This is a genomic window from Natronocella acetinitrilica (genome assembly GCF_024170285.1).
GTDB lineage: Bacteria > Pseudomonadota > Gammaproteobacteria > Nitrococcales > Aquisalimonadaceae > Natronocella > Natronocella acetinitrilica.
Genome location: NZ_JALJXV010000009.1, coordinates 230,558 through 249,859, shown reverse-complemented (window position 1 = coordinate 249,859; position 19,302 = coordinate 230,558). Strand labels below are relative to the sequence as shown.

Genomic DNA, 19,302 nt, shown 5'->3' with positions numbered 1-19,302 from the left:
TGGGCGCAAGAATTATCTCTTCGCCGGTTCCGACCGTGGTGGGGAAAGTGCTGCGCTCGTCTACAGCCTCATCGGCACGGCCAAGCTCAACGGCATCGACCCTTATGCCTACCTGCGAGCCGTAATCGCGCGCATAGCTGACCACCCCATCAACCGCATCGAAGAACTGCTGCCCTGGAATCTGCCAGATCTTCGTCCGGCAGACTGATCGCAACGCACATCGTCAAGGCGGTGTTGCCCGGACGCTTACCGATCACGAGCCCCATTCCCATCTGCGCACCGAATCCCGTGAGGAACGCCATGGTGTAGGAACCCGGAGGGGAGCCATGCAGTATCAGTTCTATGAAAAAGATCGTGAGGAAGATCGCCATCGGGTCGTTGGAGCCCGATTCCACCTCGAGTACGGAGCGGACCCGCTTGTAGATCTTCACCCCGCCGGCACGCAAGAGGAAGAATACGGCGGCAGCATCGGTGGAGCTGATGATCGCGCCCATCAGAAAGGCGTGCGCCCAGGACAAATCGAACAACACCTTGGCCGCCAGGCCCACCAGTATGGTAGTGAGGAGCACGCCCACCGTGGCCAGCACAATGGCCGGCGCGGCGGCGCGCCGAAGCGCCTGCACGCGGGTGCCAAACCCCGAGTCGAACAGGATCACGGCCAGGGCAAGGCTGCCGATGAAGAATGCGGTGTCGGCGTCGTCGAACGCGAGCCCGAGACCATCCTCACCGGCCAGCAGCCCGATAAAGAGGAACACCAGCAGTAGTGGCGCACCGAAGCGGAACGCCAGCACGCTGGTCAGTACCGAGACAACAATCAACCCCGCTGAAACCAGTATCAGCAGGTACATCCACTCCATCATATGGGACGCTCAATACCCGATTGGTGTGATCGGCATTGTCGCGCTATCAGATGACAAACGACATGCCACTCTCATTGGCAACAGACTACCCGAATCACTCAACTGACGTTCACTGGAGGCCAACGACTTTAGCAGCCTATCCAGCGTCGAGTACGTGCCGCAGTTGGCGCAGATCCACCAGTGGATCATCGGCGTTGATGACGATCTCGGAATGGGCCAGGACGAACGCACGCCCGGTGATGGTGTTTTCCACCACCTCGGCGTGGGCCTCCCGGCGACAGGCGGTGATCGTGCCGGTAAAGCGGGTATCTCGTAGCGAGACCGTCTCCAGGCTCGCGCCCGCCTCCACAAGACCTTCATGGCGCATCAGCGCCAGCCGGGCCGAGGTGCCGGTGCCCGTGGTGCTGCGGCAGATCACGCCGGGGTGCACATAGGTTGCCGAACGGCTTCGATAGGCCTGATCGGCAATCTTTTCCACGGGGCCCATGAAATGCAGAAAGGGCAGCGGACCCACGTCGCCCAGGGTGTAGTGACTGAAACTGTGGCCAGCGCGGATGGCCTCGACGACGGCGTGGGCGCACTCGGCAAGGCGACGCTCCTCCTCCCGAACCAGCGCAAAGCCCAGGGACGCGGCGTCGACCAGGGCGTAAAAGCCCCCGCTATAGGCAACGCTGTAGATAACCTCCCCGATGCCGGGCACATCCACGCTGGCCTGGTGGGTATCCACATAGCTGGGCAAGCCTTCGCAGGTGATGGACTCCACGACCCCGGCCCTGATCTCGGCCTCGATCTGTACACGCCCGGCGGGTGCCTCCAGCATGAAGCGCTGCCGCCCCTCGGCCTTGGCGACCAGTCCGGCCTCAAGCAGCGCCGTTGCAGTACAGATGGTATTGGAGCCGGAATAGATGGGATAACCCATGACCTCCATGATGATGTAACCGGCTCGGGTTTCCGGGTCGCTGGGGGGCACGATGAGGTCCACCGACATTTCCGGGATGCCGTAGGGTTCCTCCAGAAGAAGCCGCCGCAGGCCATCGGCCTGATCCCGCAGGTACTCCATCTGCCCGCGCACGGTTGCCCCCGGCAGCGGGGCAATGCCGCCGATGACAATTCGGCTGACGTCGCCGCCAGCGTGGGTATCAATCAGCCGCAACTTGTAGGTGTCGCTCATGCGCCATCCACCAGGGCAAAGCGGGCCCCGTGGGCTTCCCATTCAGAGTCGGGCACGATAACGATCTTGCCAAGGAAGTTGCTGCCTCGGTTGACGAAGTAGGTTTCCGCCTCGCGCAGTTGCGACAGCCTGAACGCGGCGTGCAGCACTGGTTTGAGCCGCCCTTCGCGTATCCAGTTCACCAGTTGCGCGGCCTCGTCCCGGGTGCCGTGGGACACGCCGAAAATCTGCACCTGGTAGAGGTAGATCCGCGTCCACATGATCTCGCTGACATTACCGCCACTGGCGCCCGCGATGCTCAGTCGCGGATAGGTGGCACGCCGCTTCATGTCGAAGATCATGGTGTCGATGAAGCGATCGGTCATTTCGCCGCCCACCAGGTCCATCACCGCATCAATGGGGTGATCACCCGTGACCTCCCGCACCCGGTCGGTGAAATCCGTCATGTTCGAGCGATCAAGTACGGTCTCCGCACCCAATGCCTGCAAGGCGTCTGCCTTTTCCGGCTGACTCAGCGCGTAGGGAATGGCACCCATGATCCGGCAGAGCTGGATCAGGGCCGTACCCACGCCGCCACTGGCGCCGGTCACCAGCACCCGCTCACCTGCCGTGACCCCGGCGGCATTCAGCATGTGCAGGGCGGTCTGATAGGAGCACATGCCCATGGCCGCGAGTTCCGCATCCGCAAGCTCGGGGTTGGGGATGGCGTGGAACTGATCCGCCGCAACGGCAACGTATTCGGCAAAACCGCCATCAGCACCGTGGCCGTAGTAGTCGGGGGTCAGGTTGATGTCAGTTCGGGCATCCGCATAGAGGTTGAAATCCAGCAGACCGCGATCGCCGATGCGCCGGGCATCCACGCCCTCCCCCACGGCAACCACATGCCCGGCCACGTCGGCACCCTGGATGCGGGGAAAAGTCAGTGTGGGCGAACCGCCGATCTGAAACGAAGTGGTGTCCGACTTGTCCCTGGTGGGGTACAGACCCTCCCGCGCCTTGCGGTCGGTGTTGTTCTTGGCGGTGGCCGTGACCCTCACCAGCACCTCTCCCGGGCCGGGGACCGGCGTCGGCACGTCGTCGCGATACACCAGCTTCTCCACGCCACCGTGTCCCGTGAGGACCATGGCGGCCATGACTTCGGGGAGGTCTGGCCCCATTGATGCGATCTCCATGTTCTACTATCCGTTGAAGTTGAGGGTATGCCTGCAACGATAGCATCTGCCCCATCTGACGAAAGCTGCCAGATATTGCTACGCATCAGATTGGTGTAGGCTCGTGTGTGAATGGAAGTTGGTTACATGACTCTGTAGAGGGAACTACAATGTCAAAAATTCGTTGGATTGCACCTTTGCTTGGTGCGCTGGTGGCATGCATACCTCTCCTCACCTCGGCCAATCAACACACACCTCATCTTGATAGCTTCTTGACGATCGATACCGGCAACGGTTTTCGTCTATCGGTGCCATCCAGCCCAAGCCGGGTCATCGATAACGACTCTGTGTTGATTCTTGTTTATTCACCGGATATCAGCATCACGCTGACCGTCACGCATCGTAAGGACATACTTGCACTACTCGATGACGATGATATGAGCCTCGCGGACTTCACACGGCTCGTATTCGCGCCAGCAGAGGCTGACGAATCCGGCGTCACGGATGAAGAAACGGTGGCGAAGCATGCCAGGGCAATGGCCGGAGCCTTGCTCGGCAGAGGCCAGTCCGCGGATACCCTCAACCTCGCAGACATCCAGATTTTCCATTTTCCCAGGAAGATATTTCCCGGCGAAGCGATGGAGCGCAGAGCGTTCGTTATCAGCGATCAAGCGGAGGATACCCAACTGGACATCTCGGCTCTTGGTGTCCAAGAGGAGACCTTCCTGAGAATTCTCCAAAGCTTGAGGCGATCTGACTGAAGCCGGCAAGGAGGCCGACAATGGAGCTCACGGAAACAGAGGAACAACAGCTCAGGACAGTACTCGAAGGCTGGTTTGGGGCTTCGGTCGTGGATAACTGGACGATGAATATCCGGCTTCTTGACGTTCTGGCCGAAGCGCTGAGCCGACTGAGTGTCTGCTCTGAAATGATGGACAGAGTTCCCCGCCCCATGGGCACCCCCGACCGGGGCTATATCCGACGTCAACTTGCCGGCATGGCGAGGCGTGCGAGAAATCAAGATGCCGCCTATCTGATTTGCCGCGACGCGTTGCGATACGGGTATCGTGGAGCCTTTGAACTTGCGGGGCAGGGTTTGTAGAGATGCCGCAAAGCGTGAGCTTCTCCACAGATTTGCGCATTGGCCACCAACTGTCGCCTTGGATACTAGAACGGCTGCGCCTTCAACGATATGCTGGAATTTGATGAGGGTGGGCGATAAGGCCCCCGACAGCCGGGGCACACAGCTTTTGCATTCCGAAAACAAACCGAGACGCATTGATCCCCCGACAACGCACGACCCGACTGTGCGGACCATCCCGGTCAGCCAGGACGAGGTTGCGCAGGACGTACGCAAGATTGTCGTGATCAACGGCAAGGGAGGATGCGGCAAGACCACGGTGTCCACCAATCTCGCGAGCTATTACGCGCGACGCGGCTACCCCCCCGCCCTGTTCGACCATGATCCACAAACTTCAACGATGCGCTGGCTGAAGGGGCGGGAGAAATCCATGCCCGAGATTCACGGCGTGCCGGTGCAGATCCGACAGAAACTCGGGGTGACCCGGAGCTGGCACCTGCGCGTTCCGCCGCAGACCCGCCGCATCATCAGCGACACGCCGGCGGGCCTTGCCGGAAACGAGATCTCGGAACACGTCCGGGGTGCGGATTGCATTCTGATTCCGGTACTGCCCTCTTCCATCGATATCGAGGCTGGTGCCGATTTCATCCGCGACCTGCTGATCATGGGACGAGTGCGATCAGCCGGTATTCATGTCGGGATCGTTGCCAACCGCATCAAGGAGCATACCCTCGCCCTGCAAAGGCTGGAGCGGTTTCTCAAAAGCCTGAACATTCCGGTGGTGGCACGTTTCCGCGACACGCAAAGCTACGTGCACGCGGCGGAACAGGGCGTGGGAATCACCGAGCTGCGGCCAACGCGCACCGTGCGCCGCGAGGCCGAGCAGTGGAAACGGCTGGTGGACTGGATCGAGTCCCACAGCAACCCGAGGGGCGTCTCCCTGCACGCCCATACCTGAATATCAGCGCACGCCGCGGCCGCCGTCCAGAGGCAGGGTGGCACCCGTCACATAGCTGTTGTCCATGAGATAGCGCACCGTCTGGTAAGCCACTTCAAACCCCGGCACGATGCCCAGCGCTGACTTGCCCCGCGCCTTCTGGCGGTAGGCTTCGTCATCTCCCTCATTGAACTCGAGCAGCGCCGGCGCGATGGCGTTCACCTTGATTCGCGGGGCGAACATGGCGGCGAACGATCGCGTGAGGTTGTCCAGACCAGCCTTGGTGGCGGCGTAGGCGGCGTGCTTGCTCGACCCCTTGTTCACGACGAAATCAGTGAAATGGATGATGTCCGCCGGGCGGTCACTGGCCTCAAGCAGATCGCGACACGCCATGTTGATCAGATACGGTGCCTGCATATGCACATGGAACAAATCAGCAAACTGCCGGGCGCCGGCCTCGCCAGGCGCGTCGGGGGACCACGTCGAGGCGTTGTGTATCACGGCACGCAGGTCTGTCACCTGGCGTTGCAACGCATCGATGAACGCGAATATGCCTGCTGTCGTGGTGAAGTCGGCCTGCAGGCAGATCACGCCATCGGCCGCCAACTCATCAATCAGGGGGCGACGGCGGCGATAGGTCATCACCACCGGCTGCCCCTCTTCCATGAAACGTCTTGCAAGATGAAGGCCGGTGCGTTGTGCCGCGCCGGTAATCAGAACTGGTGCCTGCATGAATCAACCTGGTCAGTGTGTTTGATGACTGGAAAGCCGCGGGCAATTGCCGCAATCAGGCAACCGCGGATTCGACGCGATTGCGTCCGAGCTTCTTGGCGGTGTAGAGCGCCTTGTCCGCCTGCCTGACCAGATCGACCTGACTCTGCTCGCTGGCCATGGCATCCATATGCGCAGCGATGCCGATGGAGACCGTGATGTGCAGCGATCGTCCGTCGGGAGATGCATACTCCACACCCTCGATGGCGCGTCGCAAACGCTCGAAAATACGCAGCCCGGTGTGCAACGAGGTATCCGGCAACAGGATCACGAACTCCTCGCCACCGTAACGGACCACCAGGTCACCGTCCCGGGTGTGCTCGCGCAGTGTCTCGGCGACGGACATCAGCACCTTGTCACCGGTCTCGTGGCCATACTCGTCATTGACGGCCTTGAAGTGGTCCAGGTCCATGAAGCCCAACACCAGGGGCAACCCCTGTTCCGAGGCAAAGGCGAACTCCCGCTCCAGCCGCTCATCAAAAAACCGTCGGTTGTAGAGCCCCGTCAAGGCGTCCCGGGACGCCTCTTCCTGCCACCGCCGGCTGTTGCGCTCCATTTCCTTGACGCGCCGCTGATGCTCTGCAGCCTGCTGGATCAGTTGCAGGTTGCGCATGGTCAGCAGTTCCCGCGCCTGTTCCATCACGGCAGCAACCTGCTGCGGCTTGGCCAGCTGGGTCTCGAACACCCTCTCGACCTCCGGCAGGGAGTCAGCCACATCAGCCAGCACCTGCTCCAGCAAGTCGCGCTCCATGCCCAGCCAGCGATCCGCGGCTTGCACCACCTCGGCCGCGTCGGCCTGGCGGCGCGAGCCACCAACGAAAAGATCTGCGATGCGGCTCGCCACGGCAACAACGCGGAGGAAATCGCGATGCGCGTCTGGCACGGACTCGGCGTCCGGATCGTGGGAACCCGTTGCCGCGCAGACCAGCAGTTCGGGCAGGCTCCAGTGATTCATCAACCAGGCGCCGGCCTGGCCGTGATCCGTCGCCAAAGTCTCCCGCTCAAGTGCCAGAAGGTCGTCGTGGGTCGTGGAGCTTGCCAGCAAGTCCGGGTATTGATCAGGCAGTGCCGCGTTAAGGGCGAGTATGCCGATATCCTGCAGCATGGCGGCGAGGAAGAGTTCTTCCTGGCGCGGCATACGCAGCGCCTCCGCCAGCACTCGCGTGGTGGCTCCAGCGATCAGCGCACGGCGCCAGGTGCGGTTCAGCGCCTCGGCATGGGCGCCACTGCTGCGCAGTGTATCCACCAGCGAAAAGCTCAGTGCCAGCGACATGGTTGCATTGAGCCCCAGTGCCATCACGGCCTGCTGCAGGTTGTCGCTTTTTCGATGCTGGCCGTAAAGCGGAGAGTTGCTGACGCGAAGGATCCGACTGGCGAGGGCGGGGTCGTTGCCGATGAGGTCGGCCAGACGCCGCGGATTAACGTCTGGATCCTTGCCAAGTTCCAGCACCTGCAGTGCAATACCAGGCATGCTGGGCAATGTGCTGCAGTAGCCGAGCATATCCTTCAATTCGAGCTGCATCTGCGGCTCCCATTCTTTCGGCAGACCCTGGCTGCGCCAGACCCATTTACGCCTTCATTATTTCGACTTCGAACTATAATCGGCCTCGGGTTTGCAGAAAAGCACCAGCTTCCCCAGATGTGCGCTAGCGCACACATGTTTGGGTGCTTGTATGCTGGCGCCGGACTCAGTCAGCTCGCTGGCTGATCTTCTCCCAGGTGTCCCGCAGAGTGATGGTACGGTTGAAGACCGGACGCTCCGGTGTGCTGTCGCGACTATCGACACAGAAATAACCTTCTCGCTCGAACTGAAAGCGTGTTTCCGGCTCTGCCTGCGCCAGGAATGGCTCGACAATCCCTTGCACGGTCACCAGGGACTCGGGGTTGAGATCCCGCGTCCAGTCGCCGTCAGCGCCGGGGATTGGCACGTTGAACAACCGATCGTACAAGCGAATTTCCGCCGCCACGCCCACTTCTGCAGACACCCAGTGGATCACGCCCTTGACCTTGCGGCCCTCCGGATTGGCGCCCAGGGTGGCCGGGTCATAGCTGCACCGCAGCTCGGTGATCTCCCCCGCTTCGCTCCGCACGGCCTCATCACAACGAATGACGTAACCATTGCGCAGCCTGACCTCGCCGCCCAGCGTCAGCCGCTTGTACTTCTTGTTGGGGGCCTGTTCCATGAAATCGTTGCGGTCGATGTAGAGCTCCCGCGTGAACGTGAGGTTGCGCTCTCCCATGGACGCATCCTTGGGGTGATTGGCCGCAACCAACTCCTCGCGCTTGCCTTCCGGGTAGTTGTCGATCACAACGCGCAGTGGGTTCAGCACCGCCATGGCGCGGGGTGCCGCCGCGTCCAGTGCCTCGCGCACGGAATTCTCGAGCATGGCCATTTCGACCATACCGTCGGACTTGGTGACGCCGATCCGGGTGCAGAAATCGCGCAGGGCCTCGGCTGGGAAGCCGCGACGCCGAATGCCGGCGATGGTGGGCATCCGGGGGTCATCCCAGCCATCGACGATGCCCTGGGAAACCAATTCGGTGAGGCGCCGCTTGCTCAGCACCGTGTATTCGAGATTCAGGCGCCCGAACTCGTACTGGCGAGGGCGAGTTGGGACCTCGATGTTCTCCAGGAACCAGTCATAGAGCGGCCGGTGATCCTCGAACTCCAGGGTGCACAGCGAATGGGTGATGCCTTCAAGCGCATCGGACAGGGTATGCGTGAAGTCGTACATCGGGTAGATGGGCCAGGCCTCGCCCGTCTGGTGATGCGTGGCCCCCTTGCGGATGCGGTAGAGCGTGGGATCGCGCAGGTTGATGTTCGGCGAGGCCATATCGATCTTCGCCCGCAGAACCCGGCTGCCATCCTCGAACTCGCCGGCGCGCATCCGGCGGAACAGATCCAGATTCTCCTCCACCGGCCGGTCGCGATAAGGGCTGTCGCGGCCCGGCTCGGTGAGTGTGCCCCGATAGGCCCGGATTTCCCCGGCATTGAGATCACAGACGTAGGCCTTGCCCTTGCTGATGAGCTCTTCCGCGAAGCCGTACAACTGCTCGAAATAATCCGAGGCAAAACAAAGCCGCTTCCATTCAAAGCCCATCCACTGCACATCTTCCTTGATGGCCGCCACGAACTCGGGGCTTTCCTTGTCCGGATTGGTGTCGTCGAAGCGCAGGTTACAGCTGCCGCTGTAGTCATCGGCAATGCCGAAGTTCAGGCAGATGGATTTGACGTGGCCAATGTGCAGATAGCCGTTCGGCTCCGGCGGAAATCGCGTCGCCACGCGCCCGTCATTGAGCCCCTGGGACAGATCCTCGTCGATGATACTGCGGATGAAATTGCTGGCGGCGGGCAGTTCACGCTTGCTCATTGATTCCCTGGAACTCCTGGCCGTGGGTGCGCGGGGGGTCTGGTTCTCTTCAATTGCGCCGCATTATACCGATTAGCGGGCCGGCACAAAGTTGCGGCTAGCGTGCCAGCCGCCGCCAGAGGCGTTCCAGTGGACCGGCGCCCAAATGCTGGAACCAGAGCGCCGAGGAACTGATCTGCAGCGCCCAGACGCCGATCACCACCGCCATCAGCTCAAGATTGCCGAGCTGGCCGAAGAGGCCGAGACCGAAGCCGTAGAAGACGGTGGCACAGAGCACTGACTGGCCGATGTAATTCGTGAGCGCCAGCCGCCCCACCGGTATCAGCCGGCGCCATGCCCAGGCCAGGGCATCGGACTTGACCAGAAAGATGAACAGGGAAACCCAGGCCATCGCCACCGCGATACTGCCCCAGTGGTTGGCGATACGGCCGAGCAGGAATGAGTAGCGGAAATCCCACTCCACTGCTTCGTTGAAGGCCAGCCCGGCAATGATCACCGGAAAACCGATCAGCACGCCCAACACGAAGATGCGCCGGTAGGCGCCAAGGGACCATTCTCCCCGCAGGAACCCGAGCTTCAGCAGCGCCATGCCGATCAGCATCATGCCGACCATTCGCCAGATCCGCTCCGACACGAGCATCCACGCCTGGGCTCCGACGGCATTGACGGCCCGGTCGCCGGCGGCGGCGAACCAGCCCGTGGTGAGCCGCTCCACCTCGTCGTCGATCACCTCGGCTGAGGGCGTCCAGTACCGCTGCACCATCCATTCCTGCGTGTCGGCGGGCACCAGGTAGAGCATGACGGCGCTCATCAGCATCCACAGGATCATCGCTCCCGCGAACAGCGACAGGCCGATGGCGATGAGCTCGGCGGGCGACCGATCGCGAAACCGCATGGCCACCAGGCCGCAAATCGCATAGGCCGCCAGAATATCCCCCGGCCACAGCACAATGGCGTGAACCATCCCGAAGATGAACAACCAGAGCATGCGCCGGCGGAACTTGCGCTCGAAATCCACACGGTTGTCCCGTGAATTCTGCGCCATCAGCAGGAAACCGGCACCGAACAGCAGCGTGAGAATGGAGATGAACTTTTCGTCGGCAATCAGGTGATTGATCAGCCAGACAATCCAGTCGAGGGTCTGCGGGTCGCCCAGGGCCTTGGGGTTCAGGTACTCCGGAGACAGCCGGCCGAAGGACTGGATGTTCATCAGCAGGATGCCGAGGATGGCCATCCCGCGCAGCACGTCCAGCACCGGCAGTCGCGATGAGGCGGCCCGCGGCGTGTCGACTGCGGCAGTGGTGGTCTCCGCTGCCTGCAAACCGCCCCCGTGTCTGGTGGAATCGATGATGGAATGATTGGATGCCCGGCCTGCGACGCCACCGAGCTGCAAAGCCCCAGTATGGACAGTCGCCGCCCGGGCGTCGACCCTGATTGGACAGAGCCGCCTTGCCCACCACAGTATGTAACGATGCTGCGGTGCGACGAATCAAGCTCAAGGGTTCACCAGGAGGACATCGCCACGTGCTGAAACGAAGTCTGCTGCTGGTCTTTTTGCTGGCGCTGGTTACCGGCGGCTACTACGTGTATGCCAACTACGCATCCGGCCTCTACTACATGGCCGGCCAGTACGACCGCATGATGAACCCCTACGGCGTCGACCCCGACGCGCCGACGCCCGGCGACGATGACAGGGCGCTGCACCAGTCGATGTTCATTGCCGACATGCACGCCGACACCCTCAAGTGGGAGCGCAACCTGCTTGAGCGCTCCTACTTCGGTCACGCCGACCTGCCCCGCCTGGCCGAGGGCAACGTCAGCCTGCAGGGCTTTACCATCGTCACCAAGAGCCCGCTGCGCATGCCCTGGAGCACCAATGTCAGTGGCCGCAGCATCGACACCAACACCCTGCTCTCGCTCATGCAGGGCCGCCCGGCCTTCGACCTGCGCGCCCGGGCCTTCTATCAGATCGACCGCTTCAAGGAGGCGGTGGAGGAATCCCGCGACCACCCCGGCGCGGAATTGCGCCTGCTCGAAACCTTCGACGACCTGCGGCAACTGGTTGCCGACCGACGCGACGGCGACAACGTGATCGGCGGCTTCATCGGTATCGAGGGTGGCCACTGGATTGGTGGCCCCGACGCCGAGCATGCCGACGTGGAAGCGGACATACAGGAACTCTTCGATGCCGGCGTGCGCATGTTCGCGCCCAGCCACCGCTTCGACAACAACCTCTCGGGCTCCAGCGAGGGTTACGATCGCTACGGGCTCACCTCGCATGGCATGACGGCGCTGGCCACCGCCGCCCGCCTGGGCATGCTGGTGGATGTTGCCCACATCAGCCCAGCCGGCCTGCGCGACACCGCCAACCTGGTGGACCAGCCCATCACCAATTCCCACACCGGCATCCGCACCGGCTGCGAAGAACCCTGCCGCCCGGACCGCAACCTCAGCGATGACGACATCCGCTACATCATCGCCAACGACGGCGTGATCTCCGTGGGCTACTGGCCCCAGGCCGTCGGGCCGAGCGTCTGGCGCATCGCCGACGTCATGGCCCACATCATGTTGATTGCCGACGAAATGGGCGTGGACGACCCCAGCCGCCACGTCGCCTTCGGCTCGGATTACGACGGCTCGGTCACGCCGATGATCGAGGTGAGCCATCTGGACGTGCTGACAACCATCATGCGCCAGCGCGAGGAGCCGTTTTCCGAGCACCAGATTCGCAACATCGCGGGTGGCAACACCTGCCGGGTGCTGGCCACCGTGCTGCCCGGGGGCTCGCCCGACGCCGCCGAGGAACTCTGCCGTGAACTCGCCGTGGCGGAACCGCTGCAACCACCCACGGCAAGCACCGACGGTGCGCCCATCGCCACCGCCTCCCTGCCGCCGGTAACCAGCGTGAGTGATCTGGTGGGCCGGGTCGCCAGAGCGCAATCCGAACTCAATCACTGGCTGCGGGCACACCTGAACGCAGTCCAGGGCGAAGGGCTCGTCGGCACGCTGCTGGTGGTGCTGATCGGTTTCGTCTACGGCCTGCTCCACTCCGCAGGACCAGGACACGGCAAGATCGTGGTAGCGAGCTACTTCATGGCCAACCCCACCCGACCAGGCCGCGCCATCGCGCTATCTGCACTGATGGCGATGATGCAGGCAACGACGGCCATACTCGTGGTGGGTGGCCTGTTCCTGCTGGCGAACCAGGCCATGGTACGGGTGCTGGATCAGGCCGCCGCCATCGAAGCCATCGCCTACATGCTGGTGATCGGACTCGGCGCCATGATGTTGCTGCGCGGTATGCGGGGCGCACCGGCGTGCGGTCAGTGCGCGGCGGGTCACCACCATCACCACGCCAAGGACGACGCCGCCCACCGCTTCACCATGATCATGGCCATCGGCCTGCGCCCCTGCTCCGGCGCCCTCGCGCTGCTGCTGTTCACGGTGGCCCTGGGCCTGTTCCCCACCGGCGTACTGGCCACACTGGCCATGGGCGTTGGCACCGCAATCACCGTGAGCGTGTCGGCGGTTGCCGCAATCAGCATCCGGGGCGTGCTACGAGACAGCGTCGCCCGCATGGCCGGCGGTGAGCGCGTAAACCGTCTGGGACCAGTGGCGGCAAGGGGGCTTCAGTGTCTAGCCGGCGGCATGATCGCCGCCACCGGCGCCCTGTTCCTGGCCGTGGCGGTGCTCAAGATGGGCGTGCTTTAACGCCGTCCGCCCCCAAATCAGCCATCAACCCGGCAATGCGACTTGTCATCACGTTGCTAAACGGCGACAGTAAGGGAAAGACAAAAACGCGAGGAGCAACGGAGAGGATGGACAGAACTCACCACGCCACCCCCGCTTGTTCGGGCACCCACGCATCAATCCAACCGCCGTATGTCACTTCCCTTTTCAGCCGTGCAGTCTTTCCTGCCATGGCCACAAGCAACCGTGCTGGCTCCAACCGGCCGCCCGTTTCCGTATATCACGGCCATGAGCGGTGCTATGCAGAATCCGTATATCACCAATATCAACGATTCTGTCGAATACACTGTGAAGTGGAACGAGTGCGTCGTTCATGCCACTAGCCATCTTTCTCCGACGGAGGCACGTCCCGAATCTCTTCCGAGACAGTATTGTCGAATCATTGTCCTTGGGGCTCGGAGACAGAGCGATTATGTGTTCTGGGTTTTTCCAAGAGGAAACATCATCCGGCTACAGGGCGTCGGCCGAACCGGGGTTCGTTTCAGCTCTCGTGAGGAATCCGATTAAACTCACTACCGTTGGAGTTCATAACTACGGCTGGCGAGAACGGTACCGTGCTTTCCGGGATAGTCTCGCGGCCGCCGGTGTCAGCGTCGATGCCTACTACAAAAAGGGCATGAATTGGCATGCAAAGATTTTCCTTCTGGAGCGAAACGGTAAGTGTATTTTGGGGATTGTTGGCAGTAGCAACGTAACTCGCAGGGCATTTGGAACGTCGGTGCCATTCAACAATGAGTGTGATGTAGCACTTTGGACGCGGGGTGCGCACGGGTTCGGTCAATGGCTCGACGGTGCGGTGTATGAGAATGGCGATGATTTTCCTCCGGTGATTCGCAGCTCCTATTCCGCCCGTGCCAATCGCGGTGTATCCATTCCGGATAGGTTGCGCGTATTGCGAGATGAAGTGTTGAGTGAGAACCTCGCTCCGTTGTGAGTGTGGACACTTAACAAGGCGCTGCAGCCGACCGCTAACGCGGCGGCTGAGCCCGATCGTTAACTGTTCAGGAGAGTCATGTACTACTTCGCATATGGATCGAACATGTCACTTTCTCGATTAAGGGAAAGAGTTCAAAGTGCTGAGATACTTGGTCGCTTCACTCTTAAGCAGCATGACTTGAGATTCCACAAGTCGAGCAAAGACGGCTCAGGGAAATGCGATGCATTTTTCACAGCTGATTCAGTGAATGTTATTTATGGGGTCTTATTCAAAATTGATCCGGCTGAGAAGTCTGCTTTAGACAAGGCTGAAGGTCTTGGATATGGGTACGAAGCAAAAGAAGTAACGGTAACGGCACATGATGGAACTTCAGTAACTGCTACAACCTACGTTGCTACCAATATCGATAAAAGCTTAAAACCGTACTCTTGGTATGTAAATCACGTTCTTGTAGGTACTAGAGAGGCATCACTTCCGCAGGACTACATTGATTCAAAAATCACTTCAGTTGAAGCTGTCGAGGATAGCGATAAAGAAAGGGATACAAAGCAACGTGCCATACACAGTTAACAAGGCCAGGCACAGCGACGGCTTTTCCGTTGAGGCTTCGCCTTCACTACAAAGCCCCGCGTGCTGGCGGCGTTATGTGCGGCCCAATATTGTAGCGTGGATGTGACTCTCAACGCGATGAATCAGAACAAAAACAGAGGTATGGATGCACCGCCTTAGCCACCTTGTCATAAAGAATTTCCGAGCTTGTCGTGATGTGTCGCTGCCACTCGAGGGCTATACACCGCTGGTGGGGCAGAACAACACCGGCAAGTCCACTATTCTTCAAGCCATCGAATGGGTGTTGAGACCAAAGGCGCTGTCTCTCGCCGATTTTGCCGATCCCAAATCACCGATTGAAGTCGCGGCCTCTATTGATGGTATCAGTGAGGCGATATTGGATCGCATTCCCGAGCAGAAGCATCGCAGGGCCATTGAGCCCTATTGCCGCAATGGCCGGTTGTGGATTCGAGTGATTGCCAACGGCACGGGAAAGAACGCCGTGAAGACGGAAGTGTGGGATACAGAGCAGTGCCACGGCGACGAATTGCCGGAGCATTGGCGCGATTACCCGACGGGATTGCCCCAGGCCGTGTCGGTTTTGCTGCCGGAACCACTGGTGGTGCAGGCCATGCACGATCTCGGCGAGGATCTGGGCAAGGCCAAGGCCGGTACGACTATCAAAGGCCTGCTGGATGAAATCATGGGGCCGCTGTTGGCGGCTCACGCCGAGTTGAACACAGCGCTTGAGACGATTCGCCATGTACTGACCGCCGATGGCGATAACCGGTCTGATCATTTGCAGCAGTTCGACACCGATGCCACCGACGCGCTCACCCACTTCTTCCCCGGTCTGGCGCTTGATCTGGATTTGCAGGTAGTCGATGTCAAGGAGTTCTTCAAGGCAGGGGATCTGCATGTCACCGACAAAACCACCGGCGACCGGCGGCGTTTTGACCAGATGGGTACGGGGGCTCAGCGGGCCATTCAGATGGCGCTGATTCGCTATCTCGCGGAGACCCGCAAGGAGGACGACAACCGCCCGGCGCGCCGCCTGCTGTTGATCGACGAGCCGGAGTTGTATTTGCATCCCCAGGGGGTTCGGCGCTTGCGGCAGGCGCTAGCCCATCTCGCCGAGGCCGGGTTTCAGATTGTTTTCTCCACTCACTCCCCGCTGATGCTCAGCCGCGACAACGCCGCCGATACCGTGATCGTGGGCAAAACCGCAGAAGCCGGCGCGACCACCCAGAAGCCTTTGCGCCAAGCGGTGGAGGAGGCGCTGAGCAACGCCGAAAGCCAGTCGCGCACCCTGTTCGAGCTGGGCAACCTGGCCGAGATCTACTTTGCCAACAGGGTGGTGATTTGCGAGGGCAAGACGGACGGACGCCTGCTGCCGCTGGTTTACGAGCGGCTTTACGGCACCACCCCGGATATTGACCATATTGCCTTTGTGTCCGTCGGCGGCTGCGGCAATATCCCCAAGGCGTTGCCGGTCATTGCCGCCATGGGCATTGCCGCTTGTGCTGTGGTGGATCTGGATTTTGCCTATACCCATGCCCGTTCCGGCGGACTATTACCACGGGACGGGGACGACCTGACCAAGGCAAAATCCGCGCTGGCGCGCCTGCAAACCAATAACGGCTGCGCGCTGCACGACAACGGCCTGCCCAAGAACGATAAAGTCAACGGGCGCATGGCCGCCGATACCTGGGCTCTGTTCGCCGCCGACGCCGAAGGCGAGAGCCTGGCTGAGCAGGCCCAACACGTCCTGCAGGCCCATCGCGTGTGGACTTGGCGCGAGGGTTGTATCGAGCAGGTGACCGGCACCGACGACAAGGGCGAAGACGCCATTATCAAACAAGAACAACGGCTGCGCGATATGAGCGCGGCCGAAATTGAACAACAGATGCCCGCCTTCAAGGCGTGCTTTGACTGGATCAGGAGTATTTAATGCCAACGCTGGAATTCAAGGGCAAGCAGTTTGTCTATTCCCACCATCTCGGGGTGCCGTTTTGTGAATTGCAGGTGGTGCCGGACAAATCCCTGCCCGCCAAGGGGCAAAAGCCCTCGTTAGACGACAACCTGATCATCCACGGCGATAACCTGGAAGCGCTCAAGGCGCTGCTAATTGAGGGCCCGGATGAACCCATGCGGTTCAGGATGGTGATGGAAAAGGACTGGCGGCAGGCGCTGGTGGATGAAGGTATCCGGTAGGCAGGGAGCAGTATGCACATAACAACAGCGTCAACGCGGACCGGATTTTCCGCTGGCGCTCCAAATTCGGCCGGTTACGCTGGGCGTTAAATCAGTAGTGAAATCGAACCTGGGCGATAAGTAAGGCGTCATCCGTGACCTTGTACACCATTCGGTGTTCTTCATTGATTCTTCGCGACCAGTAACCGGCAAGACTGTGTTTGAGGAGCTCAGGTTTACCCACACCTTCAAACGGTTCTCGTTTGGTTCGCTTGATCAGCTTGTTGATTCGCCTAAGGATCTTTTTGTCAGTTTTTTGCCAGTACAGATAGTCTTCCCAGGCGTTCTCGGAGAAGATGGGTTTCATTCAAGAAGTTCCTTTCCCTGACCACCGCCCTGCTCCAGCTCCGCAACGGATTCCAGCAAACGACGGGCGTTCCTTGGTGCGCGCAAGAGATATGCGGTCTCTTGCAACGCCTCATAGTCCTCAAGGGAGATCATCACCACGGACTGCGCCTTGTTCCGGGTAATGATCACGGGAGAGTGGTCTTCGCAGACCTGCTCCATGGTCTTTGCCAGATTGGTTCTGGCGGCTGTGTAGCTGATGGCATCCATGAGGCTGCCCCTGTACAGGATGTTGTCTATGTACAGGGTAGCGTACAGTAGGATGCTGAGCAATCCGTGTTCGCGCTATTGAATCGCGCACGGAGCGTAGCCGATGTGCTCCGGCAATTCTGAGTAAGTTACTGATTTTATAATTAAATGGCGGAGAGGGAGGTCCAATTCGGCGCGGCGCGCCTCGCCCTTCGGGCCGCCGCCTGCGGCGACCTTCTCCCTCGCTGCGCTCGGTCGTCGAACCCGACTTGTCTGTTCCGAGGGCTCGAATCCCGGCCAGTCGATACACACAAAAACGGCTCCCGATGGGAGCCGCGTTTGTGTGTATGGCGGAGAGGGAGGGATTCGAACCCTCGGTACGGGGTTACCGTACACACGCTTTCCAGGCGTGCTCCTTCGACCGCTCGGACACCTCTCCGGTATTGCTCTGGATGATCGTGCGGCGTTTCAAGGGCCGCAAGGTTAAACCACGTCGGCGCGGGCCGCAAGCGTGTCAGCGCTTGGGGCCGGGGCCGTAGCCGGGGATGGGGAACGCGGTGACGTTGCCCTTGGCGTCGCTGATCTTGCCGGTGCCCACCCGCTCCACTTCGTCGATACGGATCACGGCGTGCATGGGCAGGTAAGTCCGCTGCACACCTTCGAACTCAGCAGCCAGGCGCTCCTCGGACGGATCCACCACGACCTGGCTACGCTCGCCGAAGCTCAGTTGCTCGACTTCAATGAAGCCCATGAGGCCACCCTGCGCCACCTTGTGCGCGTAGATCTCGTAGACCTGGCCCTGATTGAAGAAAATGATCTTGTAGATGCGCTGTTTTGCCATAAAAGTCGTCTTCACCCTGATGAATCTTGTGCCTGCCTGTCCGCACAGGCGGCTCAGGAAATGCTGAAACGATACACGCCATCGGCTCCCAGCTGCCTGTCGGCCTCGCCCGCATGCCAGAGGTAATGCAGGTGGGCAATGGCCTCACCCATGGCGAAGAACAGGGTGTGGCTATCCAGCGGGCGACGAAATAGTGCCGGCAACAACTCCGCGGCTGTACACGGCCGGCGGCACGTCTCGCGCAGTAGTGCCAGCCGCTCGGCATGATGACCGATTATCGCATCAATCCGTTCCCGTAGCCCGACGAACGGCAAGCCATGGCTTGGCAGTACCAGTGTATCGGCCGGCAAGTCCCGCAACCGCCCCAGGGACTCCAGAAACTCGCGCAGCGGATCGGCCTCGGGCATGTTCGGACCAACGCTGACATTGCTGGTGATGCGCGGCAGCACCTGATCTCCGGCGATCAGAACCCCCGCTTCCGGATCGTAGGCACAGAGATGCTCCGGCGAATGCCCGGAGACACTGATCAACTGCCAATCACGCCCGGCCAGCCTGATGGTGTCGCCGCCGCGCCGCGTCGCCACCTTTTCCGGAAGCTCGGAGACGGCGGGCCGGTACTTGTTGCCACGGCGACGAACCTCTGCTCCCTGCTCCGGGCTCAGCCCATGCAGCCCGAGAAAGTCTGCGATCACGCGTCCGTGCTCTTCGTCCGCCGCCGCGTAGATGCGTCGAGCAGTGGCAGCCTCTTCCGCGCTCATGCAGACCTGTGCTCCACTTCGCTGGTGCAACCAGCCCGCCAGGCCCACATGGTCCGGGTGGAAGTGGGTTACGAGTATCGTCTTGAGACGTTCTGCGCCGTACGACTGCAGGATCGGCTCCCAGGCATTCCGGCAGGCGTTGGTCGCCATGCCGGTATCCACCAGCGCCCAGCCATCGGTATCGCTGAGCAGCCACAGGTTGATGTGGTTCAATGCGAAGGGGAGCGGCATGCGCAACAACTCAACGCCGTCCGCAACGCGCTGGGGGCAGCCTATGGTGGGTTCCGGGAAGGGGTAGCGCAGATCCATCTCGATGACCGGCATCTTCGCGAGACAAG

At 60.9% G+C, this 19,302-nt stretch carries 19 protein-coding genes, 1 tRNA gene and 1 pseudogene; 9 read left to right on the top strand and 12 right to left on the bottom strand.

Features of this window, described 5'->3' with window-relative positions:
* Positions 1–208 (top strand): transposase domain-containing protein (locus tag J2T57_RS18315; protein ID WP_253482996.1); only part of this gene is annotated, 208 nt, incomplete at its 5' end.
* 40 nt (positions 209–248) lie between these two features.
* Here J2T57_RS18315 and J2T57_RS18310 read toward each other — a convergent pair.
* From J2T57_RS18310 to J2T57_RS18300, 3 genes and pseudogenes are all read right to left on the bottom strand, one after another.
* Positions 249–857, bottom strand: a pseudogene (locus J2T57_RS18310) (cation:proton antiporter domain-containing protein); the annotation flags it as partial.
* A gap of 139 nt (positions 858–996) precedes the next feature.
* Positions 997–2,031: a proline racemase family protein gene (locus tag J2T57_RS18305; protein WP_253482993.1), complete on the bottom strand. Its 1,035-nt coding sequence runs from the start codon at positions 2,029–2,031 to the stop codon at positions 997–999.
* A complete protein-coding gene (locus tag J2T57_RS18300) occupies positions 2,028–3,203 on the bottom strand; it encodes an alcohol dehydrogenase catalytic domain-containing protein (RefSeq protein ID WP_253482990.1) in 1,176 nt (391 codons plus the stop codon). The genes J2T57_RS18305 and J2T57_RS18300 overlap by 4 nt, the downstream gene beginning before the upstream one ends.
* Positions 3,204–3,352: 149 nt before the next feature.
* Between J2T57_RS18300 and J2T57_RS18295 the strand changes: the two genes are divergently transcribed.
* The 3 genes from J2T57_RS18295 to J2T57_RS18285 all read left to right on the top strand — a co-directional run bounded on the left by J2T57_RS18295 (position 3,353) and on the right by J2T57_RS18285 (position 5,221).
* Positions 3,353–3,943, top strand: a complete 591-nt coding sequence (locus J2T57_RS18295) for a hypothetical protein (RefSeq protein WP_253482987.1) — start codon at positions 3,353–3,355, stop codon at positions 3,941–3,943.
* Between the two features lie 20 nt (positions 3,944–3,963).
* Complete coding sequence (locus tag J2T57_RS18290; protein ID WP_253482984.1) at positions 3,964–4,284, top strand: hypothetical protein; 321 nt, start codon at positions 3,964–3,966, stop codon at positions 4,282–4,284.
* Positions 4,285–4,489: 205 nt separating this feature from the next.
* Entirely contained in the window at positions 4,490–5,221 is a 732-nt protein-coding gene (locus J2T57_RS18285; protein ID WP_253482981.1) for a nucleotide-binding protein, read from the top strand.
* Between the two features lie 3 nt (positions 5,222–5,224).
* Here the strand turns inward: J2T57_RS18285 and folM are convergent, their stop codons facing one another.
* From folM to J2T57_RS18265, 4 genes are all read right to left on the bottom strand, one after another.
* The gene (gene folM, locus J2T57_RS18280; RefSeq protein WP_253482971.1) at positions 5,225–5,932 is read right to left on the bottom strand and encodes a dihydromonapterin reductase; all 708 of its coding nucleotides are present in this window, start codon (positions 5,930–5,932) and stop codon (positions 5,225–5,227) included.
* Positions 5,933–5,987: 55 nt separating this feature from the next.
* Positions 5,988–7,493 (bottom strand): GGDEF domain-containing protein, encoded by a 1,506-nt coding sequence (locus J2T57_RS18275; RefSeq protein ID WP_253482968.1) that lies wholly within the window; start codon positions 7,491–7,493, stop codon positions 5,988–5,990.
* A 166-nt stretch (positions 7,494–7,659) separates the two neighbouring features.
* Positions 7,660–9,342, bottom strand: a complete 1,683-nt coding sequence (locus J2T57_RS18270) for a glutamine--tRNA ligase/YqeY domain fusion protein (RefSeq protein WP_253482964.1) — start codon at positions 9,340–9,342, stop codon at positions 7,660–7,662.
* A gap of 97 nt (positions 9,343–9,439) precedes the next feature.
* Positions 9,440–10,663 carry a DUF418 domain-containing protein gene (locus tag J2T57_RS18265; RefSeq protein WP_494546286.1) on the bottom strand — a complete coding sequence of 408 codons (1,224 nt, stop codon included), beginning with the start codon at positions 10,661–10,663 and terminating at the stop codon, positions 9,440–9,442.
* Between the two features lie 203 nt (positions 10,664–10,866).
* Between J2T57_RS18265 and J2T57_RS18260 the strand changes: the two genes are divergently transcribed.
* The 5 genes from J2T57_RS18260 to J2T57_RS18240 all read left to right on the top strand — a co-directional run bounded on the left by J2T57_RS18260 (position 10,867) and on the right by J2T57_RS18240 (position 16,792).
* Complete coding sequence (locus tag J2T57_RS18260) at positions 10,867–13,053, top strand: HoxN/HupN/NixA family nickel/cobalt transporter (RefSeq protein WP_253482961.1); 2,187 nt, start codon at positions 10,867–10,869, stop codon at positions 13,051–13,053.
* Positions 13,054–13,582: 529 nt separating this feature from the next.
* Positions 13,583–14,026: a hypothetical protein gene (locus J2T57_RS18255; RefSeq protein ID WP_253482959.1), complete on the top strand. Its 444-nt coding sequence runs from the start codon at positions 13,583–13,585 to the stop codon at positions 14,024–14,026.
* A 78-nt stretch (positions 14,027–14,104) separates the two neighbouring features.
* Positions 14,105–14,599, top strand: coding sequence for a gamma-glutamylcyclotransferase family protein (locus tag J2T57_RS18250; RefSeq protein WP_253482956.1), 495 nt, complete (start codon positions 14,105–14,107; stop codon positions 14,597–14,599).
* A gap of 145 nt (positions 14,600–14,744) precedes the next feature.
* Entirely contained in the window at positions 14,745–16,529 is a 1,785-nt protein-coding gene (locus J2T57_RS18245) for an ATP-dependent nuclease (RefSeq protein ID WP_301289522.1), read from the top strand.
* A complete protein-coding gene (locus J2T57_RS18240; RefSeq protein ID WP_253482950.1) occupies positions 16,529–16,792 on the top strand; it encodes a hypothetical protein in 264 nt (87 codons plus the stop codon). Before J2T57_RS18245 ends, J2T57_RS18240 begins: the two co-directional genes overlap by 1 nt.
* A gap of 91 nt (positions 16,793–16,883) precedes the next feature.
* Here the strand turns inward: J2T57_RS18240 and J2T57_RS18235 are convergent, their stop codons facing one another.
* The 5 genes from J2T57_RS18235 to J2T57_RS18215 all read right to left on the bottom strand — a co-directional run bounded on the left by J2T57_RS18235 (position 16,884) and on the right by J2T57_RS18215 (position 19,273).
* Positions 16,884–17,138, bottom strand: coding sequence for a Txe/YoeB family addiction module toxin (locus tag J2T57_RS18235; protein ID WP_253482947.1), 255 nt, complete (start codon positions 17,136–17,138; stop codon positions 16,884–16,886).
* Entirely contained in the window at positions 17,135–17,386 is a 252-nt protein-coding gene (locus tag J2T57_RS18230) for a type II toxin-antitoxin system Phd/YefM family antitoxin (protein ID WP_253482944.1), read from the bottom strand. The genes J2T57_RS18235 and J2T57_RS18230 overlap by 4 nt, the downstream gene beginning before the upstream one ends.
* A 327-nt stretch (positions 17,387–17,713) precedes the next feature.
* A tRNA-Ser gene (locus J2T57_RS18225) sits at positions 17,714–17,804 on the bottom strand.
* 75 nt (positions 17,805–17,879) lie between these two features.
* A complete protein-coding gene (locus J2T57_RS18220; protein ID WP_253482941.1) occupies positions 17,880–18,206 on the bottom strand; it encodes a DUF1820 family protein in 327 nt (108 codons plus the stop codon).
* 53 nt (positions 18,207–18,259) lie between these two features.
* Positions 18,260–19,273, bottom strand: a complete 1,014-nt coding sequence (locus J2T57_RS18215; protein WP_253482938.1) for an MBL fold metallo-hydrolase — start codon at positions 19,271–19,273, stop codon at positions 18,260–18,262.
* Positions 19,274–19,302 lie beyond the last annotated feature (29 nt).

Coding starts and splice junctions, on each gene's coding strand:
- J2T57_RS18235 (WP_253482947.1), bottom strand. CDS start 17,138: ATGAAACCCATCTTCTCCGAGAACGCCTGGGAAGACTATCTGTACTGG.
- J2T57_RS18275 (WP_253482968.1), bottom strand. CDS start 7,493: ATGCAGCTCGAATTGAAGGATATGCTCGGCTACTGCAGCACATTGCCC.
- J2T57_RS18250 (WP_253482956.1), top strand. CDS start 14,105: ATGTACTACTTCGCATATGGATCGAACATGTCACTTTCTCGATTAAGG.
- J2T57_RS18245 (WP_301289522.1), top strand. CDS start 14,745: ATGCACCGCCTTAGCCACCTTGTCATAAAGAATTTCCGAGCTTGTCGT.
- folM (WP_253482971.1), bottom strand. CDS start 5,932: ATGCAGGCACCAGTTCTGATTACCGGCGCGGCACAACGCACCGGCCTT.
- J2T57_RS18215 (WP_253482938.1), bottom strand. CDS start 19,273: ATGGATCTGCGCTACCCCTTCCCGGAACCCACCATAGGCTGCCCCCAG.
- J2T57_RS18305 (WP_253482993.1), bottom strand. CDS start 2,031: ATGAGCGACACCTACAAGTTGCGGCTGATTGATACCCACGCTGGCGGC.
- J2T57_RS18220 (WP_253482941.1), bottom strand. CDS start 18,206: ATGGCAAAACAGCGCATCTACAAGATCATTTTCTTCAATCAGGGCCAG.
- J2T57_RS18295 (WP_253482987.1), top strand. CDS start 3,353: ATGTCAAAAATTCGTTGGATTGCACCTTTGCTTGGTGCGCTGGTGGCA.
- J2T57_RS18290 (WP_253482984.1), top strand. CDS start 3,964: ATGGAGCTCACGGAAACAGAGGAACAACAGCTCAGGACAGTACTCGAA.
- J2T57_RS18270 (WP_253482964.1), bottom strand. CDS start 9,342: ATGAGCAAGCGTGAACTGCCCGCCGCCAGCAATTTCATCCGCAGTATC.
- J2T57_RS18240 (WP_253482950.1), top strand. CDS start 16,529: ATGCCAACGCTGGAATTCAAGGGCAAGCAGTTTGTCTATTCCCACCAT.
- J2T57_RS18300 (WP_253482990.1), bottom strand. CDS start 3,203: ATGGAGATCGCATCAATGGGGCCAGACCTCCCCGAAGTCATGGCCGCC.
- J2T57_RS18230 (WP_253482944.1), bottom strand. CDS start 17,386: ATGGATGCCATCAGCTACACAGCCGCCAGAACCAATCTGGCAAAGACC.